Consider the following 18,440-nt stretch of genomic DNA (forward strand, 5'->3'; position numbering starts at 1 on the left):
TGCATGATCATTCACGGGAGGACTCTCCATGATCTCATTATATGGTGTAAGCAAACGTTATAACGAGCGCGGTTCCCGTGCAGATCAGGGATTCGAAGCATTAAGCTCGGTGTCCCTCGAAGTGGGACAAGGCGAAATACATGGCATCATCGGATCGAGTGGTGCGGGTAAATCCACGCTTCTGCGAATGCTCAACGGATTGGAAAAGCCGGATGATGGTGAGGTTGTTGTGAATGGGCAGCACCTGACCCAGATGAATGAACAGAGTCTGCGTCAGGCACGAAGATCCATTGGCATGATCTTTCAACACTTCAATCTGGTCAGTAACCGAACGGTGAGTGGCAATGTCTGCATGCCGCTGGAACTGGCGGGTATATCTCGTGCGCAGCGAGTTAAACGTGGACTTGAGGTACTGCGGTTTGTTGGACTGGAAGACAAGGCAGATCAATATCCTGCTCAGCTTAGCGGAGGACAGAAGCAGCGTGTGGCGATTGCACGGGCGCTCGCCAGTCGTCCGGATGTGCTGCTCTGTGATGAACCGACCTCTTCGCTTGATCCACAGACCACAAGCGGTATCCTGGACGTGCTGCGTCATGTCAATGAAACGCTGGGCGTGACCATTGTTGTAGTGACGCATGAGATGGAAGTGGCTCGCAGACTATGTCACAGGATATCCGTCATGAAGGATGGGCGACTCGTTCGTACGTTGTCTAAAGTGGAAGTGAGCAGTATCCCCGCTCCACAGCCTGATCTGCTGACCTCCTTGCTTGCGGGTGACGAATACGGGATGACAGGTTCGTCTTTGTTCCGTCAGGCAGAACAGGAGGACAAGTCATGAGGTTACCTGAGTCTGTGCTGAAGTATCAGCATGAGATATGGCAGGCGATCGGAGAGACTTTTGTCATGGTGGGCATCTCCATTGCGGCAGCTGTTCTGATCGGGTTACCTCTGGGTACACTGCTGTACTTATTCCGGAGAGGACAACGGTATCAGAATCAAACGCTGTCTTTTGTACTCGGCAGTGTCGTCAACATCGTTCGTTCGTTTCCGTTCTTACTGCTGGTTGTATTCATGATTCCATTCACACGGATTGTCGTGGGAACGTCCATAGGTACGCTGGCGGCAACCGTGCCACTCTCGGTCATTGCAATTGCCTACTACGCCAGACTGGTGGAACAAGCGTTGCTGGATGTACCTAGGGGAGTGGTTGAAGCTGCTGCTTCCATGGGGGCATCGACGATGCAACTTGTGGTGAAATTCTTGTACGTGGAGGCACGATCTGGCCTTGTACTGGGACTCACGACAGCTACGATTAGCTTCATCTCCTACTCGACGGTGATGGGCATTGTAGGTGGCGGAGGGGTTGGCGATTTTGCCATTCGCTACGGTTATCAGCGCTTCGAAACGGAGATTATGGTATTTACGATCATCATTATGATTATCCTGGTACAGATGATCCAATTCACAGGCAGCAGACTGTCCCACTGGCTGGATCGCAGATCCTGAACGGTTGGACCGCGCATTATCACGAATAACCAATACAGATTATACGATGAGGGGTAGACATGAAATGAAAGCAAAAATGATGCTTATGTTGCTTGCAGTAATGCTGGTTGTAGCTGCTTGTGGCAAAAAAGAAGAAACACCTGCGGCTGAAGGAACGAAGGAAGACACACAAGCTGCACAAGAAGTTACGCTGAAAGTGGCCACATTGATTCCGCCGATGACAGACGTACTGGATATTGTTAAACCGCTATTGAAGGAAGATGGCGTCAACCTGGAAGTTGTTGTACTGTCCGATAACGTTCAACCAAATACGGCACTCGCGAATAAGGAAGTGGATGCAAACTTCTTCCAACACGTGCCTTACATGACTCAGTATAATGAAGCGAACAATACGAACCTGGTGGCCGTGCAGCCTATCTATAATGCCATCTATGGGGGCTACTCCAAAAAGTACAAAACGATTGAGGAATTGCCAGAAGGTGCAACGATTGCAATTGCAAACGATCCTTCCAACATTGGTCGCTCTCTTGTGATGCTGGAGCAGAACGGGTTGATTAAGCTGAAAGAGGGCGTAGGTTTTAACGCCACACAGGCAGACATCACCGAGAATACAAAGAACTTCAAGTTTGAGGAAGTGGACTTGTTGATGCTGGCTCGCATGATGGATGATGCTGATCTGGTAGCCATGACACCTGCATATGCCAGTCCGCTCGGTCTTACACCGAAAAAGGATGCATTGTTAACCGAGAAGGATGATTCCCATTTTGCGATTACCCTGGTTGCTCGTGAGGATAATAAGGACTCCGAAGCGATCCAGAAGTTGGCTAAACGCATGGCGGGTCCAGAGGTCAAAGCCTTCTTTGAAGAGAAATACGCCGATATTGCGATCCCGGCATTTAAATAGAGAATACGTTGGTCCAATACTAATAGCCTTTAGATCTGAGCGATAACGCTTGGATCTTTTTTTTGTCATCTGCGTGCTTATTAACAAGTATTTAGAAAGTTAACAATTTGGTCATATCCCCGGAACACTTTATTTAATAGTTTTTTCGTATAATTTGTTTGAAAATAGTTCTTTTGAATTATAAATTAAGAGATTTGTTCGAGTTTTTTAGTGTAAAAAGTGTTTTTTACAAGAATGGAGACCTAGTTTTTAGAAAGATGGTTTACAATCTATGAGAGCTTTACAAGAGTTAGATCAAGTAAATCTAAAATTAATCTGGAAGAGGTAGAGAAATTTGTCCCAAAAAAATAGCAAATCGAATTGGTTCAATAAGATGCATAATAACTTTAAGACGAAGTTGATTGTGTCCTTTATTGCTTTCCTGGCCATTCCATCGTTCAGTATTGGAGTTTTATCGTATAACAGTGCAAAAGATGAAGTGGAGAAGCAAATTTTACATAGTGCGATGGAAAACGTGAACCTTGCCAGTGCTACGATTGATCTTTCGATCAATGCCAAGCGGAATCATATTGAATACTATGCGAATACACTTGCAGAGCAATTACGACAAGAAGATGCCGAAGTTCGGGTTGTGAACGAATTGAAGGGGTACGCTGCGCAGAACACCGATATCATCACCATAGGTGTGGGAACAGAAGCCGGTGTGTATCTGATGTCCTCTGATGCAGAGATGCCCAAGGATTACGATCCCCGAGTAAGACCATGGTATACCGAAGCAATGGGAAATCCAGAGCAGGTCATTGTTACAGACCCTTATATTTCTGCCGAGACAAACGAGATCACCATCACCATCGCCAAGGTATTGAATGACCAATCTGGTGTAGTCCAGCTGGATCTGAATCTGTCGAATATCAGCACCTTGGTGAGTGGAATTAACGTGGGAGAACAGGGATATCTGATTCTATTGGATGCCAGCGAAAAGTATATCTACCATCCCACGGTAGAACCCGGAACAGATGCAACAGAGGATTTTTGGAAACCGGTGTATGCGAATGAATCGGGCAACTTCAACTATACCTTTGATCAGGTTGATAAGGTCATGTATTACGCCACGAATGCATCCACGGGATGGAAGGTCGCTGGCACCATGTTCTCCTCTGAAGTAGAGGATGCCGCTGCACCTATTCTGAATCGAACGATTATGGTCATCGTTTCTTGTCTTGTCATCGGGATTTTGATCATCTGGCTGGTGATGCGATCGATTGTTAAACCGATCCGTCAATTGAAGGATCAGGCGATTCAGGTGAGCGAAGGGGATCTAACCCAGACCATTACAAGCACAAGTCATGATGAAATAGGTGAACTGAGTGATGCCTTTGGCAAAATGCAGCACAATCTGCGTGTGTTGATTCAAAATGTGGAGAACAGCGCCAGTCAGGTAGTCATTTCATCGGATGAAATGACTCAGAGCGCAGAATCAACCAGTGCAGCCAGTGAGCAGGTAGCGCGAGCCATTCAGGAAATTGCGAGTGGTGCGGAGAAACAGACTCAGGGTATCGAACATAACCATCAGGCCATGAATGAAATTACGATTGGTATTACAAGAATCGCCGAACGTTCCATACATGTCGCTGATTTGGCGAAACATACAACCGTACAAGCAGAAGAAGGCGGTAACACCGTCAAGCAGACGGTGAGTCAGATGCAATCGATTCAAGAGACGGTAGAACAGACAAACCAGTTGATTCAGGCGTTATATGAACGATCACACCAAATTTCAGCGATCACGGAGTTAATCGGAAATATAGCCAAACAGACAAACCTGCTCGCGCTGAACGCATCCATTGAAGCTGCTCGTGCAGGTACACATGGCAATGGATTCGCCGTTGTAGCAGCAGAGGTTCGCAAGTTGGCAGAGCAATCCGGGCAGTCCGTCAATGAAATCACCGTGCTGACTACGGCAGTACAGGAAGATATGGCTGCTTCCGTTCGCATGATGGAGAAGGTGACTTCAGAGGTTGGAGAGGGTATGGACATCTCTACAGAAGCGATTCGGAAGTTTGAACGTATTCTGGATAGCATGCGGGAAACGACACCTCAGATTGAAGAGATTGCTGCCACGTCGCAAGAGATCACAGCAGGTGTACAGGAAGTATCTGCTGTATCCAATGAGTTGGCAGGCATTGCGTCAGGCAACGCCGCAACTTCCGAAGAAGTGGCCGCTTCCTCAGAGGAGCAACTGGCAGCAATGGAGCAGATTTCTGCCTCGGCTCGTGGCTTATCTACCCTGGCTGAAGAGCTGCAGCGCCTGATTAGACAGTTTAAGTATTAAACGGGATCGTAGAAGGGAGTATCACACAGGGACAGCATCACATCATGTTTCATTAGAGGGAGTGGACAACCATGCAACTGGAACTCAAAGCCTTCTTACTGCTAACGGATGCGGTCATGATTACGGATGAGGAGGGTGTGATTCTGGATGTGAATTCCGTTTATGTAACCAAAACAGGATTCTCACGGGAGAGCACCATAGGTCAGCCTGCCCGATTGCTAATGGATACCCACTGGAGAGGCAATCAGACCTGGTCGGGCGTAGCCAAACTGATGAAGGCTGATCAGGAAGTGTGGGAAGCCCAAGTTACGATTACATCGGTTCATTTGGATGATTCTCTTTTTTATATCAGCATATTTAATGATGAATTTTCATGAAAAAAAATCGTTGTTTGGTGATAAGGGTATGTTAGCTGAAATTAGTAATTATTTTCAAGAAAATGGTCAATATCGTCAATTGAATAAGGGAGCCTGGCATACTATGATTTGTGTACTGAGGAACTGCGACCATGAATCGGACAACATTCATTGAATGCATGAAATCCTGAAGTCGTAATGTGGACGGTGACCATTTGCTACGCGATCTTGTATTAAATTTCACGCTAATTTTGATCTTTGTTTTCCTAATTCATCACTATCTGAACCATACAAATGCTACCCGTTCAACATCCATCACGACTCGGATCATTATTGGTATTACGCTGAGCATGTTGGGCACGGCGCTCTATTATTTCTCTATTGTGCTTGAGGATGGTACATTGTTGAATTTCCGGGCCAGTGTGTATCTGCTTGCTGCTTATTTTGGTGGGAGTGGCTCTGCGTTCGTTACTTTTGCATTCATGTGGATTTTTCGGATTAATATGGGGCGTAATCCCTTGTTGGAGAACTGGCAGTATGCGTTGACAGAGTTGTTATTTGTTGTAGCCATATGTCTGATCTTTAAGTATATCAGGGGATTTATGCAGAAGTGGTTGTCCGGAGCGTTGCTGCTGATTACTGTGTATGAACTTTCTGTACTAAAGACAAATTCTCCTTCTCTGCTAACGATGGGGCAGATTCTCTTTTTTCAATGTATCTGCCTGCTGTCCGTTATATTATTCCTGTATTATCTGAACCAAAATCAACGATATAGGAGATTGGTCATTCAGAGGGATCAGGAAATGCTGGAGATGCTTCGGATGCAGCCGGGTTTTACTTTCAAAATCCGAAAACAGAACGGAAAATTCGAGTATCTTGTGCTTGAGGGAGAGATGCTCTCCCGACTGGGCTTGGATATGAGTAGTCTGAAGCAAGATTACAAACTGGGCACACTGGATATTTTACCTCAGGAAAAGGTAGAATTTCTGCGAAAGCAGTTTAACCGGGCATGGGAAGGGGAATCTTTTTTTTACGAGATTGAGCATGGAGGTTACTATTCGTTAGTGAACGTTCGCCCTCTGCGAGAAGAGGGCGTGGTGAAATATGTCGTGGGATATGGACTTGATATTACGGAACACAGAGCGGTTAAACGAAGGATTCAAGAAAGTGAAGAGCGATATCGAACACTTGAGCGAGTGTCGGCAGACTGGTTTGTCGGATTGGATAACAACAGATGTATTGTGTCGGTTAATCAGAAATTTCTGGATGTTCTCGGTCTCGGCAGGCAGGAAGTGATTGGGCGTCAGCTTGAAGAATTGTTGTTCATTGAGCAGCTGGAAAACTGGTTGTTCGTTTTCCAAAAAGCCTTACATCACAATATAACACAGGATACGGAACTGAGTTTCATTGTTGGAGAAGGTCATGAGCAGCAGGTTCGGGTTCACCTATACCCTGTTAAAGTATTAAACTCGAGTGAGAAAATTAAGGCAGTCATTCATGACATTTCGGATCACTATAGACGTGTTAAGGCCGACAAAGCAAGCCAGGCGAAGAGTGAGTTTCTCGCATTCATGAGCCACGAGATTCGTACCCCACTGAGCGGTATTATCAACTTTTCGGTGTTGCTTCAACGAACGGATCTATCTCCACAACAAAAGGATTATTTGAGTAAAATCAACGCGTCCTCCCAAACCTTGCTTGCCCTCGTAAATGATATTCTTGATTTTTCAAAAATAGAGGCAGGCAAGCTGATGTTGGAGAAGGTCTCTTTTTCACCAGAGGAAGTGATCAAACGTGTGGCAGATCAGATCGGTGTGGCTATTGGGCACAAAGATATCGAAGTGATCTTTACAACCGATCCCGATCTGCCGTTAACGGTAATTGGTGATCCATTCCGACTTGAACAGGTGTTATTGAATCTTCTGAGTAATGCGATTAAATTTACGGAGCATGGATATGTAACGTTGCAGGCAGAGGTTCTTTCATTGGAGACGGAGCGAGTTCATGTCCGTTTTGAGGTAGAGGACACGGGAATCGGAATGTCACCCGAACAATTGGAACGGCTCTTTGTCCCGTTTACTCAAGCGGAACCCTCGACGTATCGAACATATGGTGGCTCTGGTCTTGGGCTGGTCATCTGTTACCTTCTGGTCACCTCTTTGGGAGGAAGCTTGCGGGTGGATAGTGTGCTCGGAGAGTACAGTCTGTTTTCATTTGACTTGATATTTGAACTCGCAGATTCGGAAGAAGAAAGTTCCTTCCTGCAAACATACCCTCTTCTATATTCTGCCGATGATGTGGTTATCGTTGAAGAAGATGAACGAATGGCCGAAAATCTGAAGCAGTTACTCTACTCATTCGGAATGAAGCCGAAGCTGTATCCTTCGTTGAACCATATGATGAAAAGTGATTGGTATGTTCCTCATGTAGATGGGGCAAGTTCCATGTTGATGATGATGGATATGGATGCAGAGGACACCGTCCACGATTCGTCATGGGACAGCTTCATGAAGCGATTGAATCGAACCAAATTTCAAATGGTGGGTTATACCCATGCTTTTAGTGAAAATGCCCTGTGGAGTGCGGAGAAATCCTTTCGCCCGGATCTCATGATGATCAAACCGATTACTCGTCTGGGATTGTTCGAAGTGTTACTTGCACTTCAGGGTGAAGGGCCATTGGAGAAAAAGCGGATGATAGAAGGCGATGAATCTTATTTGCTTAAATCCAAAGGGCACATTCTAATCGCTGAAGATCATGAAATCAATCAACTGGTCATTCGGGCCATGCTGGAACATACCGGATTCAAGGTGACGCTGGCAGACAGTGGCACAGAGGTTTTGAAGAAATTGGACGAACATACATGGGAACTGATCCTGATGGACCTCTATATGCCAGATATGAACGGAATTGATGCAACGCGACACATTCGCAAGATGAGGAAATATGATCGTACACCCATTATCGCGCTTACAGCGAATAGTTTAAAAAGCGACCATGAATTATATCTTGAAGTAGGCATGAATGCCATATTGACTAAGCCCATACATGAACAACAGATCGCAGACATTTTGGAAATATGGATTGATCTAAAAGGCATAAGGGAGATCAATGGAATTGATGCAGATAAGGCGATCAGACAGATGGACGGCAAGCCGCATATTCTGCAATATGCGCTTACGAAATTCAGAATGGAGTATGGCTCGTTTCAGAAAAAACTGGCGATTCAACTTCAGCAACAGCAGATTGCTGATGTCATTCGTAGTGTTCATTCTCTTCGAGGCGTAGCTGCGAATCTGCATGCAGTGGACCTGATGTGTGCGGTTCTCCAATTGGAATCGCTCTTGTCCCGTCCGTTATTTAAAGAAGATGAACTGCGTTCAGTATTGGAGAAGGTACAACAGGAAATTGATAAAATCACCGAGTCCCTGCCATGGTGATCGGAATGAAGCTGTGTTTGTTTTAAGGTGTGAACTTATATCCGACCCCCCAGATGGTTTGAATGTATTGGGGGTTTTTTGGATTGTCCTCAATTTTTTTACGAAGCTTGGTAATGTGCACATCGATGGTGCGATCATTAATGTACGCATCAATACCACGAATGGCTTCAATCAGGGCATACCTACTGTAGACCTTGCCAGGATTGAGAATAAACAGCTTCATGATCTCAAATTCGGAAAACGTCATCTCTACGCGCTGGTTATTCAACAGAACAGTTCTTCGGGCCAGATCGAGAGATATTCCGGATTCCTGTTCAGTGACAACAGAGCTGTTCAATATGGAGTAGCGGCGCAATACGGCCTCAATACGTGCCTTCAGCTCCTGCATGCTGAAAGGTTTACATACATAGTCATCAGCACCATCTGTTAATGATCGAATCCGCTCAGAAACCTCGGTTAACGAAGAGATGACAATAATGGGGATTGCCGTATGCTGGCGCATGAGAGAACAAGGATTCTTATTACCCGAATCAGGGAGCATCAAGTCAAGAAGCAGGATATCAGGCCGCGCTTGAAGCTGTAGAAGACCATCTCTTGCGTTATCGACACGGATAACATCATACCCTTCACCTTGCAAATACAAGGATAATGTATCGCCTAACATGTTGTCGTCCTCTATGATAAGCACTTTCGTCATGATATTCCTTTCTGAACCCCCTTCTTGTAGAAGGACTAAGATCCATGAATTACTTAATATACCTGATATTTAAAACATGCAACATGAGGAAGTCAAGACTCTAACATGACTCCAAGAAGTTGAGAGACTCCGATTTAATGCTTGCCAAGATGTGGATCAGTTTCACGCTCGATCAGGCGCATCAGTTTGCGCTCGGTAGCGCTCTCTGGCGCAGGGGTGTAGACACTGCAACGAAGATCGGAACTACCCTGAACCTGCAACGAAGTCAGATCAAACAACATTTTGCCTGCTTTGGAATGTCTAAATTCGATTAATACGTCCGGGGCACTGCTGACGCTGCTTTGTTTCCAAAGGGTATGAAAATCAGGATGTCTGTTCATCATGTCATCCAGAAATAAATTATACCATTCATCATCAACGTACTGGCCATAGTAAGCACGAAAAATCGCCAGAAATCCGCTAACAAAATCCTCCCAGTTCACCGCGAGCCTGCGAAACTCCTTTCGATCAAATAACAGACTGATCATATTCCGCTGTTCGGGGGCAATCTGTTCAAAATCCATAAAAACATGCCGGGCTGCATCATTCCAGCCGACAATGTAACAACGCCGATCCGAGATCACGGTAGGGCAGTGGTGAAGCTCTTGTAAAATTTTCTGCAAGGAAGGGTGAAGTTGAACCGGTTCTTCTTCCAGTGTGGGCAGCTCCGTATGATGGTCCATGGCGAGCGAAAATAGATACTTTCGTTCATCTGCAGTAAGCCTCAGTGCCGAAGCAATGTTATCCAACACGGAATGGGATACCTGAATATCCCGACCTTGTTCAAGCCAGGTATACCATGTTGTACTCACTCCTGCCAGTTGGGAAACCTCTTCTCTTCTCAGCCCAGGCGTTCTTCTCCGACTTCCAGTGGGTAAACCGACCGATTCGGGAGAAATTTTGGAACGCTGTGTTTTCAGAAAAGTGGACAATGCCTGTAACCTGACATCGTAGTTCACTCCATCACCTTCAATCCTCGTTATCATGGTAGTCATTATACTATTATAATTGACAACTTGTAATAGGATATTCAAAAGTGCACTATTAGTGGCAGAGCGTAAGAATAAGGTGGACAACAGCGCTGAAGGAGGATGGACATGGAACGAGTCGTGATTACAGGTATGGGAGTCATCTCTCCTTTGGGAAATGATGTACATACATTCTGGAATGGATTAATTGAAGGTAGATCAGGTGTATCGCCTATAGAACATTTTGATACAGCTTTGTACAAAACCAGAATCGCTGGTGTAGTCCGTGATTTTGATGGTGAAGAGCGTTTTGGACGCAAGGAAGCAAGGCGTATGGATCGATTCGTTCAATTTGCTGTTGCTGCTGCGGATCAGGCTGTATCACAATCGGGTCTTGTGATGGATGAATTGGACCGTGAACGGGTAGGTGTATATATTGGTTCAGGCATAGGTGGCATCCAGACATTGATGGAACAAGGCAAGGTCCTGTCCGATCGGGGACCTGCGCGAGTCAGCCCAACACTGGTACCTATGATGATATCCAATATGGCTGCGGCTATGGTCAGTATGAGGTTTGGTTGCTGGGGACCGACATTGTCGCCAGTAACAGCTTGTTCCATTGGCAATACAGCTATCGGAGAGGCTTTCCGGGTAATTCGTCATGGCGGAGCTGATGTCATTATTGCTGGCGGGACAGAAGCGGCTGTAACCGAAGTGTCGCTGGCAAGCTTCGGTAATGCGACAGCGTTGTCAACAAGAAATGAAGCGTCCCAAGCAGCAAGTCGTCCATTTGATGCGGGAAGAGACGGTTTTGTCATGGCGGAGGGCGCTGGAATCCTGGTTGTTGAGTCACTATCTCATGCACTGGGAAGAGGGGCGAATATTCTTGCCGAAGTGATTGGATATGGTGCCAGTTCAGATGCGTATCATATGGTAGCTACCCACCCGGAAGGACGGGGGGCATATCTGGCGATGAAAGCAGCACTGAAAGAAGCTCAGATTGAGCCTGAAGACATTGATGTGATTAACGCTCATGCCACCAGTACGGAGGCAGGTGATCTGTCTGAGACGAGAGCGATTAAGCAACTTTTTGGGACAGGTGCCTATGATATTCCGGTCACAGCGAATAAGTCCATGACGGGACATATGCTTGGTGCAGCAGGTGGTGCGGAGGCGATCTCACTTATCCAAAGTCTGCGGCATGGCATCATTCCTCCAACAATCAATCAGGAGCAGAGTGACCTTGAATGTGATCTGGATTATGTACCAAACGAGGCAAGAAGAGCGGAGCTGCGGATTGGGATGTCTAATTCCTTTGGTTTTGGCGGTCATAATGCGGTTATTGTTCTTCAAAAGTATTCATCTTAAGTAGAAAAAAGAAGTCTTAAGCAGAAAGAACAGCGTAGCCTCATCGGGCCGCGCTGTTCTTGGGTTAATCCAGGGTCATCAACATACACCGTACCATTGGTTAACGGCCAAGTGGTTGTACGCCTCAGGAAGAGAGGGAGGTTGATTCCGCCCTGCCTTTGCTGCCCCGATTCAACCAGCTCACACGCCAGCGGGATTGCATGAAGATAACCAGGAACAGGGAAGCTGCTGCAATCAGGCTAAGAATGACAAAACCTGGCGTGTAGGATTGATAGCTGCTATACAGTTGACCGAGAATCAGCGGCAGTGCATATCCGCCCAATCCACCTGCGGCACCTACAATACCTGTCATGAGACCAATCTCGTTGCCGAAACGTTGCGGAACCAGTTGGAACACGGAGCCATTTCCGGCTCCCAGACACATCATACCGAGGAACAGCATAACTACTACAACCGGAAGCGGTGGCATGAAGGATACTCCGATCAACATGATGCAGGCTCCTGTGTACAGGAAAGTCAGCATGCGGGTTCCACCAATTTTGTCCGCCAGATAACCCCCTACAGGCCGGAAGAAACTGCCTGCGATTACACAGAAGGTGGTAATGTCTGCGGCTCGAACAGGAGAAAGTCCATACTGGGTGTTGAAGAAGATGGTGAGATAGTTACATAATCCAACGAAGCCACCAAAGGTCACACAATAGAAGGCACAGAAGACCCAAGCATCTTTTTGTTTAAGCAGACTTCCATATTGGGACAATTTCTTGGGTTCAGGCCGGTTAGGGCTATTTTTGGCAAAGAGAGAAAAGAGAATAAATACAAGAGCGATCGGTATAATCGCAAGTCCGAACACAACTTCCCAGCTGCCAAAATGCGTAGCCAAGCGATTGGCAAACAACGTCGCGAGTACGGTTCCGCTGTTGCCCGCCCCGGCAATACCCATCGCCAGACCCTGATGCTCTTTGCCATACCATTGGCCCGCCAGCGGTAGCGCAGCAGCAAAGGAGGCGCCTGCGACACCGAGCAAGAGTGCGACCACGTACAGTTGGCTTAAGGAGTCAACCCATAACCAGCCGAGTAATAAAGGAACTAAGGTGACGAGCATCCCGATCTGTGCGGTCAGTTTCGGACCGATATAATCAGACATGAAGCCAAGCACAAGCCGCAGGATGGAGCCACCAAGAATAGGCAATGCGACCAGATTGGCCTTTTCCAGTGGAGTCATCGGATAGTCCAATGCAATGACAACTGCGAGGGGACCCAGCATCCCCCATATCATAAAACTGATGTCAAAATACATAAACGCCCCGAAGAGGGTGGGCTTATGCCCGCTTTTCCAAAAACTTTTGCTCTCCATCATCCATCATCGCTCCTCATCCAATTGAGATCTTCGAGATTTGTCTATGTGCTTGTTAAGGCAGAAAAAGGCCGCAATTCGTCCAGATATGAACGATTTGCGGCCCCGTTGCCGACAGGCGGTACACGTCATTGTGTTCCCGCATCTGAGTTGATCACAGCACTGTGATTTTGATTCAAATTATAATCAAGAAAAAATGTGTATGTCAATAAAAATTACATGAAATTTTGAATAATTCATTTTTGAATCGTTATTCGCATTTTTAATGTTAATTTAGTTGACATTAAATTGAGATTCCCTTAATCTGAATCTAATATGAATCCACACAAAGGCGTGTGGATTCCGGAGGCAACGGTGCCCTTTTCCGATTTATGGAGAAGGGATTTTTCTGTTTATTTTCAGGTGAGAGAGATAGGGGGCAGCCCATGAGCAGAAGGAAACTGGTGATTATCGGGAATGGCATGGCTGGAGTGAAGTGTGTTGAAGAGATCATCGCACTGGAGCCTGATACGTATGAGATTGTCATCTACGGCAATGAACCGCGTCCCAATTACAATCGGATCATGTTATCGAAAGTATTGCAGGGTGAGCATTCGTTACAGGATATCATAATCAATGATTGGAGCTGGTATGCCGAGCATCAAATCCGGCTATGCGCAGGTGAAACGGTGCGCCGAATTGATACCCGTGGAAAATATATAGAGACTGAATCCGGCCTAAGAGAAACATATGATGTCCTGATTCTGGCAACAGGGTCTTCACCGTTTATCCCACCGATTCCAGGAATGGATAAAGAGCGGGTCATGTCCTTCCGGACCATTGATGATTGTACGCGGATGTCTGACTATTCCAGAGAATATCGAAAGGCCGCCGTTATTGGTGGTGGATTGCTTGGACTGGAGGCTGCACGCGGGTTGCTGCATCTGGGTATGGAAGCTGTGGTGGTCCATAATGCACCTTACATTATGAACCGACAATTGGATCAGAAAGCGGCCGCGATGCTTCAGGAGGAGCTTGAAGACCAGGGCATGTCTTTTCTTTTGTCCAAGAACACGCAGAAAATTACCGGACGATCGCAGGCGCAGGGACTGCTGTTCACAGATGGTTCCAAGCTTGAAGCTCAGGTTGTCATTGTCGCTGTAGGAATTCGGCCTAATGTGGATCTGGCTAGACGAAGTGGAATCGCTACGAATCGGGCAATTATGGTAGATGACTATATGCGCACCAGTGTACCGGATATATATGCAGTTGGGGAATGTGCCGAACATCGGGGAATCAGTTATGGTCTGGTGGCCCCTTTGTATGAGCAAGGGAAAGTACTCGCACGTACGCTCTGTGGACAGGAAACGCCTGAATACAAAGGAACTATTCCCTACTCACAGTTGAAGGTATCGGGAGTTGATGTTTTCTCGGCCGGCGAGATTAGTGGTGAAGGCATGCAGACCGCAATTCAACAACTGGATGGCATTCAAGGCACATATAAAAAAGTGCTGATGCGGGATGGCAAAGTGCGCGGAGCCATTTTATTTGGAGATACAGCCGAAGGAACGGCATTGCTTGGACTGGTGCAACGAGGTGCAGATGTGGCGGAATTGGCTCCGCGTGAAGGGGCCCCAGACCCGGCTGAGATGGCTGCTGCGGCATTGCCGGCTCAGGAGACCGTATGTGCCTGCAACAATGTCACCAAGGCGGCCATTATGAAAGCTATTCAGGAACAGGGTCTCGAGACGGCAGATCAGGTGAAGGAGCAGACCAAAGCGTCGGGTTCATGCGGTGGCTGTCGCCCGATGGTGGCTGCTCTGTTGAAACATACACATAATCTGAAAAATAACGGGGGTACTGGCGTGGTCGCCACACCGGATAAACCTGCTCCAATGCCTGTATGCAGTTGTACGGAGCTTGGGCATGCAGAACTGAAGGAAATACTGGCTGACATCGTTGATCGGGAGACAGTGCTACCAGACATATCTTTGATCTTGCAGAAGCTGGGTTGGGGTTCGGAACATGGTTGCTGGGTATGTCGCCCGGTAATTCATTATTACTTACAGGTATCCGGTGGAACAATTAATGACAGAGAGATCGAAGGTCACTCAGAGATTCAGGTGCGCTGGGATGATCGTATTCCACAGTTATCCTATGCAAGAGATGCCAGGGGGTTGGCTGCACAGCTTCGTGCGCGTTGGATCGACGCAGCGATGCCGTCGCCGGTGAATATGGGAGTCGCACCAGGAACCGGGTCATTGGTGAGCGCACTGGTGCAGGACATCGGCTTGCTGGCTTCACCGGCTGGATGGGAGATATACGCAGGCGGTCACGCAGAACATCCGGTCAAGCAAGGTGGCTTGCTCGGGGTGGCTGAAACAGAGGTGCAAGCGGCCACACTCGCATCAGCCTGCCTTCAATGGTATCGCCAAACGGCCTGGTATGATGAGCCGTTATGGGCATGGACGGAGCGTTTGGGGTTCATGACGATTCGGGAAACGCTGCTGGATGACCAGTTACAGAAGGAACTTGCAGCTACACTTCAAGCTGATATATAGATGAAAGGCGGGGATGGAAAGATGGGATTATCCGTGAGTTCAGAACCAACAGCCTCCAAGCTCTATGTAAAGGAAACCCAGTGTCCGTATTGCAGTGTGCAATGCAAGATGACTGTTGAAGAACTGGCTGCACCTGTTGCGGGCCAGCGTCGTGGTGAGTATACGGTTCAGGGTGTTCCCAATGAAGCCTCTCAGGGCAGGTTGTGTGTCAAGGGGATGAATGCTCATCAACATGCGCTCAGTGGTCAACGGTTAATGCATCCGCTGATTCGGCGCAATGGCGAGCTTGAACCCTGTTCCTGGGAAGAGGCCATTCAGACCATCGCAGAGCGGTTTCAGATCTTGAAAGATTCTTACGGAGCAGATACGGTCGGAGTATACGGAGGCGGATCTTTGACCAATGAGACAGCCTATCTGCTCGGCAAATTCGCCAGGGTTGCTTTGGGGACGAAGTATATCGACTATAATGGACGGTTCTGCATGTCAGCCGCAGCCTCAGCTGGCAGCAAAGTGTTTGGGATGGACCGTGGATTGACGTTCCGTCTGTCCGATATTCCCAAGGCAGGTTGCATAATACTCGCAGGTACCAATATTGCGGAATGCCAACCTACCCTGTTGCCCTACTTCAATCAGGCCAAGGAGAACGGAGCATTCATTATCGTTATTGATCCACGTAAGACGGCAACCGCAGCCATTGCAGATCTTCACTTGCAGGTGAAACCTGGCATGGATGCCTTGTTGGCGGATACCCTGTTGAAGGTGATTATGGATGCCGGATTGGTGGCCCCTCAATTTATAGGCGAACGAACGCATGGATACGAGCAATTAATGCAAGGATTGGCTGATCTGCAGCTCGAACAGGCGGCACAAGCATGTGGGGTTGATCTGGCCCTGATTCGTCAGGCGGCGATAACCTATGGTGAGGCAGAGACAGGTATGATCATGACAGCGCGTGGTGTGGAGCAGCAGACGGATGGGCATATGGCCGTCAGGCACTTTCTCAACCTGGTATTAGCGACTGGCAAAATTGGCCGAGTAGGCTGTGGATACGGTGCCATCACAGGTCAGGGGAACGGGCAAGGTGGACGGGAGCATGGGCAGAAGGCTGACCAGCTGCCGGGTTATCGATCGATTGAAAATGAAGCCGATCGTGCCTATGTGGCATCCGTCTGGGGTGTGGACCCTGCAAGTTTGCCAGGCAAAGGGGTATCCGCCTACGAGATGATGGAGAAGGTCCATGATCAGGAGATTCGGGCGTTGCTTGTAATGGGCTCCAACCCGGTCGTATCCAATCCCAATGTGCGTTTGGTGGAAGAAGGTCTGCGCAAGCTGGACTTTCTGATCGTGGCAGACATGTTTCTGTCCGAGACAGCGCGAATGGCTGATCTGGTTCTCCCGGTTACATCTTATATGGAGAATGAAGGTACACTGACCAATCTGGAGGGGCGTGTTCTGCTCCGCGAACAGGGGCGGCCTGCGCCGGGAGAAACGCTCGATGATTGGGATATATTATGCCGGATTGCCGCACAATTGGGTAAAGCTTCTTATTTTGAATATGACACTGCTGAGGATATCTTTAATGAGCTTCGGGTGGCGAGTCGTGGCGGAGTGGCTGATTACTATGGCATTACCTATGAGCGTTTGCGTGACGAAAAAGGGGTATACTGGCCGTGTCCTGCCCTGGAGGAGCAGGGAGAAGGACTGCTGTTCGGTGAACGATTCGCTCACCCGGACGGTAAAGCGGCATTCACATTCGAATCCAGCCCGGGCTGGAATGATGTATCACCGGAATTCCCTATAATTCTGACCAATGGCCGTGTGCTTCCTCATTATCTTACAGGGGTGCAGACACATCGCAGCCCGGCTCTTGCAGCCCGTGAGTTGGAGAACTTTGTTGAACTTCACCCGACTACCGCTGCCCGTTATCGTATTCACGATGGAGAGTGGGTCGAGATTCAATCGGTGTACGGAAGCTTCACGGTTCGTTCGCGCATCAAAGATTCGATTCGGGAGGATACCTTGTTTGTGCCAATGCATTGGGGCGGCATTCAGAATGTGAACCGGGCCACCAGACCAGAGCTAGATCCGTTCTGCCGTATGCCTGGATTCAAGACGACGGCAGTAAACATTCGACCGTTGCGATTGGTCAGATGATTCAGACAGGTTTCAGATTACAGGTTTCCAGGTGTTATAAGCTGTTCTAATGGTAGCTAAGCAGCCACCCAGTCCCATAGTTATATGAGACCGGGCGGCTTTTTTTGCGTATATGTACGCAAGTAGGTCATAGTTCCGTGGTTCCACGTAAACATGAGGATTGGCTCATGAATATGGCTTGAATTTTAGTTATGATGTTCATTAGGGGTACATATGTACGTATTTTTGATTTTATTTTGAGACAGATCGTCATTCCGAGTTTAGGTTATTACGCATCGTGGTATAGATATCGGGGCTTATGGAAGCTTCTTCAAATAGGGCAGGACCAGAGGGGGCAAGACAGTGAACGTATGGATAACAGTAAAGAGTCTGGGTAAGCGCAAGCCGGTACTTGCCAAGCAAGCTGCCGAACTTCCGGAAACAACTCATACGTTAAGGCAGCTCATTGAGAACATGGTGGCTCTGCAAGTGAAAGTCCTTCAGGACAAGAAGCAACAGGCAGAATTGCTCGCCTACCTGATGCCGGATGATATTAAGGCGCAAGGAGCGGCGGGGAAAGTCGGATTTGGCGCAGTATACAATGAGGGTGTTCCTGATCTGAATGTTGCGATGGAGACAGCTATAACCGCCTATGAGGATGGGTTATATAAAGTATTTCTCAACGATGATGAATTGCAGGAGCTGGATGAGTCACTTGTTGTAAAAGACGGAGATAACGTGGTATTTATTCGTTTTACAATGCTTGCCGGACGTCTGTGGTAGAGAGCGATGAAGGAGGAGAA

13 protein-coding genes are annotated in these 18,440 nt (G+C 47.6%); 10 read left to right on the forward strand and 3 right to left on the reverse strand.

All coding sequences use genetic code 11. The annotated features are described in order from the left end of the window. Positions 1-28: 28 nt before the first annotated feature. From MKY87_RS20340 to MKY87_RS20365, 6 genes are all read left to right on the forward strand, one after another. Positions 29-838, forward strand: a complete 810-nt coding sequence (locus tag MKY87_RS20340) for a methionine ABC transporter ATP-binding protein (protein WP_340965891.1) — start codon at positions 29-31, stop codon at positions 836-838. Beyond that, positions 835-1,506, forward strand: coding sequence for a methionine ABC transporter permease (locus tag MKY87_RS20345; RefSeq protein WP_047841707.1), 672 nt, complete (start codon positions 835-837; stop codon positions 1,504-1,506). Before MKY87_RS20340 ends, MKY87_RS20345 begins: the two co-directional genes overlap by 4 nt. A 46-nt stretch (positions 1,507-1,552) precedes the next feature. After that, complete coding sequence (locus MKY87_RS20350) at positions 1,553-2,410, forward strand: MetQ/NlpA family ABC transporter substrate-binding protein (RefSeq protein ID WP_340965892.1); 858 nt, start codon at positions 1,553-1,555, stop codon at positions 2,408-2,410. A 373-nt stretch (positions 2,411-2,783) separates the two neighbouring features. Next, positions 2,784-4,742, forward strand: coding sequence for a methyl-accepting chemotaxis protein (locus tag MKY87_RS20355; protein WP_340967497.1), 1,959 nt, complete (start codon positions 2,784-2,786; stop codon positions 4,740-4,742). Between the two features lie 71 nt (positions 4,743-4,813). Beyond that, positions 4,814-5,119: a PAS domain-containing protein gene (locus MKY87_RS20360; RefSeq protein ID WP_036672654.1), complete on the forward strand. Its 306-nt coding sequence runs from the start codon at positions 4,814-4,816 to the stop codon at positions 5,117-5,119. A 179-nt stretch (positions 5,120-5,298) separates the two neighbouring features. Beyond that, a complete protein-coding gene (locus MKY87_RS20365; protein ID WP_340965894.1) occupies positions 5,299-8,538 on the forward strand; it encodes a hybrid sensor histidine kinase/response regulator in 3,240 nt (1,079 codons plus the stop codon). A gap of 22 nt (positions 8,539-8,560) precedes the next feature. On the opposite strand, the gene MKY87_RS20370 is transcribed toward MKY87_RS20365, so the two are convergent. Beyond that, positions 8,561-9,235: a response regulator transcription factor gene (locus MKY87_RS20370; RefSeq protein WP_091034665.1), complete on the reverse strand. Its 675-nt coding sequence runs from the start codon at positions 9,233-9,235 to the stop codon at positions 8,561-8,563. A gap of 134 nt (positions 9,236-9,369) precedes the next feature. Further along, positions 9,370-10,233, reverse strand: a complete 864-nt coding sequence (locus MKY87_RS20375; protein WP_340967498.1) for a helix-turn-helix transcriptional regulator — start codon at positions 10,231-10,233, stop codon at positions 9,370-9,372. 138 nt (positions 10,234-10,371) lie between these two features. Between MKY87_RS20375 and fabF the strand changes: the two genes are divergently transcribed. Beyond that, the gene (fabF, locus tag MKY87_RS20380) at positions 10,372-11,610 is read left to right on the forward strand and encodes a beta-ketoacyl-ACP synthase II (protein ID WP_340965896.1); all 1,239 of its coding nucleotides are present in this window, start codon (positions 10,372-10,374) and stop codon (positions 11,608-11,610) included. A 124-nt stretch (positions 11,611-11,734) separates the two neighbouring features. Here the strand turns inward: fabF and MKY87_RS20385 are convergent, their stop codons facing one another. After that, positions 11,735-12,964: a nitrate/nitrite transporter gene (locus MKY87_RS20385; RefSeq protein ID WP_340967499.1), complete on the reverse strand. Its 1,230-nt coding sequence runs from the start codon at positions 12,962-12,964 to the stop codon at positions 11,735-11,737. A gap of 425 nt (positions 12,965-13,389) precedes the next feature. Between MKY87_RS20385 and nirB the strand changes: the two genes are divergently transcribed. The 3 genes from nirB (at position 13,390) to MKY87_RS20400 (ending at position 18,420) form a co-directional block, all read left to right on the forward strand. Then, positions 13,390-15,504 (forward strand): nitrite reductase large subunit NirB, encoded by a 2,115-nt coding sequence (gene nirB / locus MKY87_RS20390; RefSeq protein ID WP_340965898.1) that lies wholly within the window; start codon positions 13,390-13,392, stop codon positions 15,502-15,504. 21 nt (positions 15,505-15,525) lie between these two features. Further along, positions 15,526-17,658, forward strand: a complete 2,133-nt coding sequence (gene nasC / locus MKY87_RS20395; protein WP_340967501.1) for an assimilatory nitrate reductase catalytic subunit NasC — start codon at positions 15,526-15,528, stop codon at positions 17,656-17,658. A 342-nt stretch (positions 17,659-18,000) separates the two neighbouring features. After that, positions 18,001-18,420, forward strand: coding sequence for a hypothetical protein (locus MKY87_RS20400; protein WP_340910162.1), 420 nt, complete (start codon positions 18,001-18,003; stop codon positions 18,418-18,420). The last annotated feature ends 20 nt before the right edge of the window (positions 18,421-18,440 follow it).

Origin of the sequence: Paenibacillus sp. FSL R7-0198, assembly GCF_038000415.1 — a bacterium.
In the GTDB taxonomy this organism is placed as follows: domain Bacteria; phylum Bacillota; class Bacilli; order Paenibacillales; family Paenibacillaceae; genus Paenibacillus.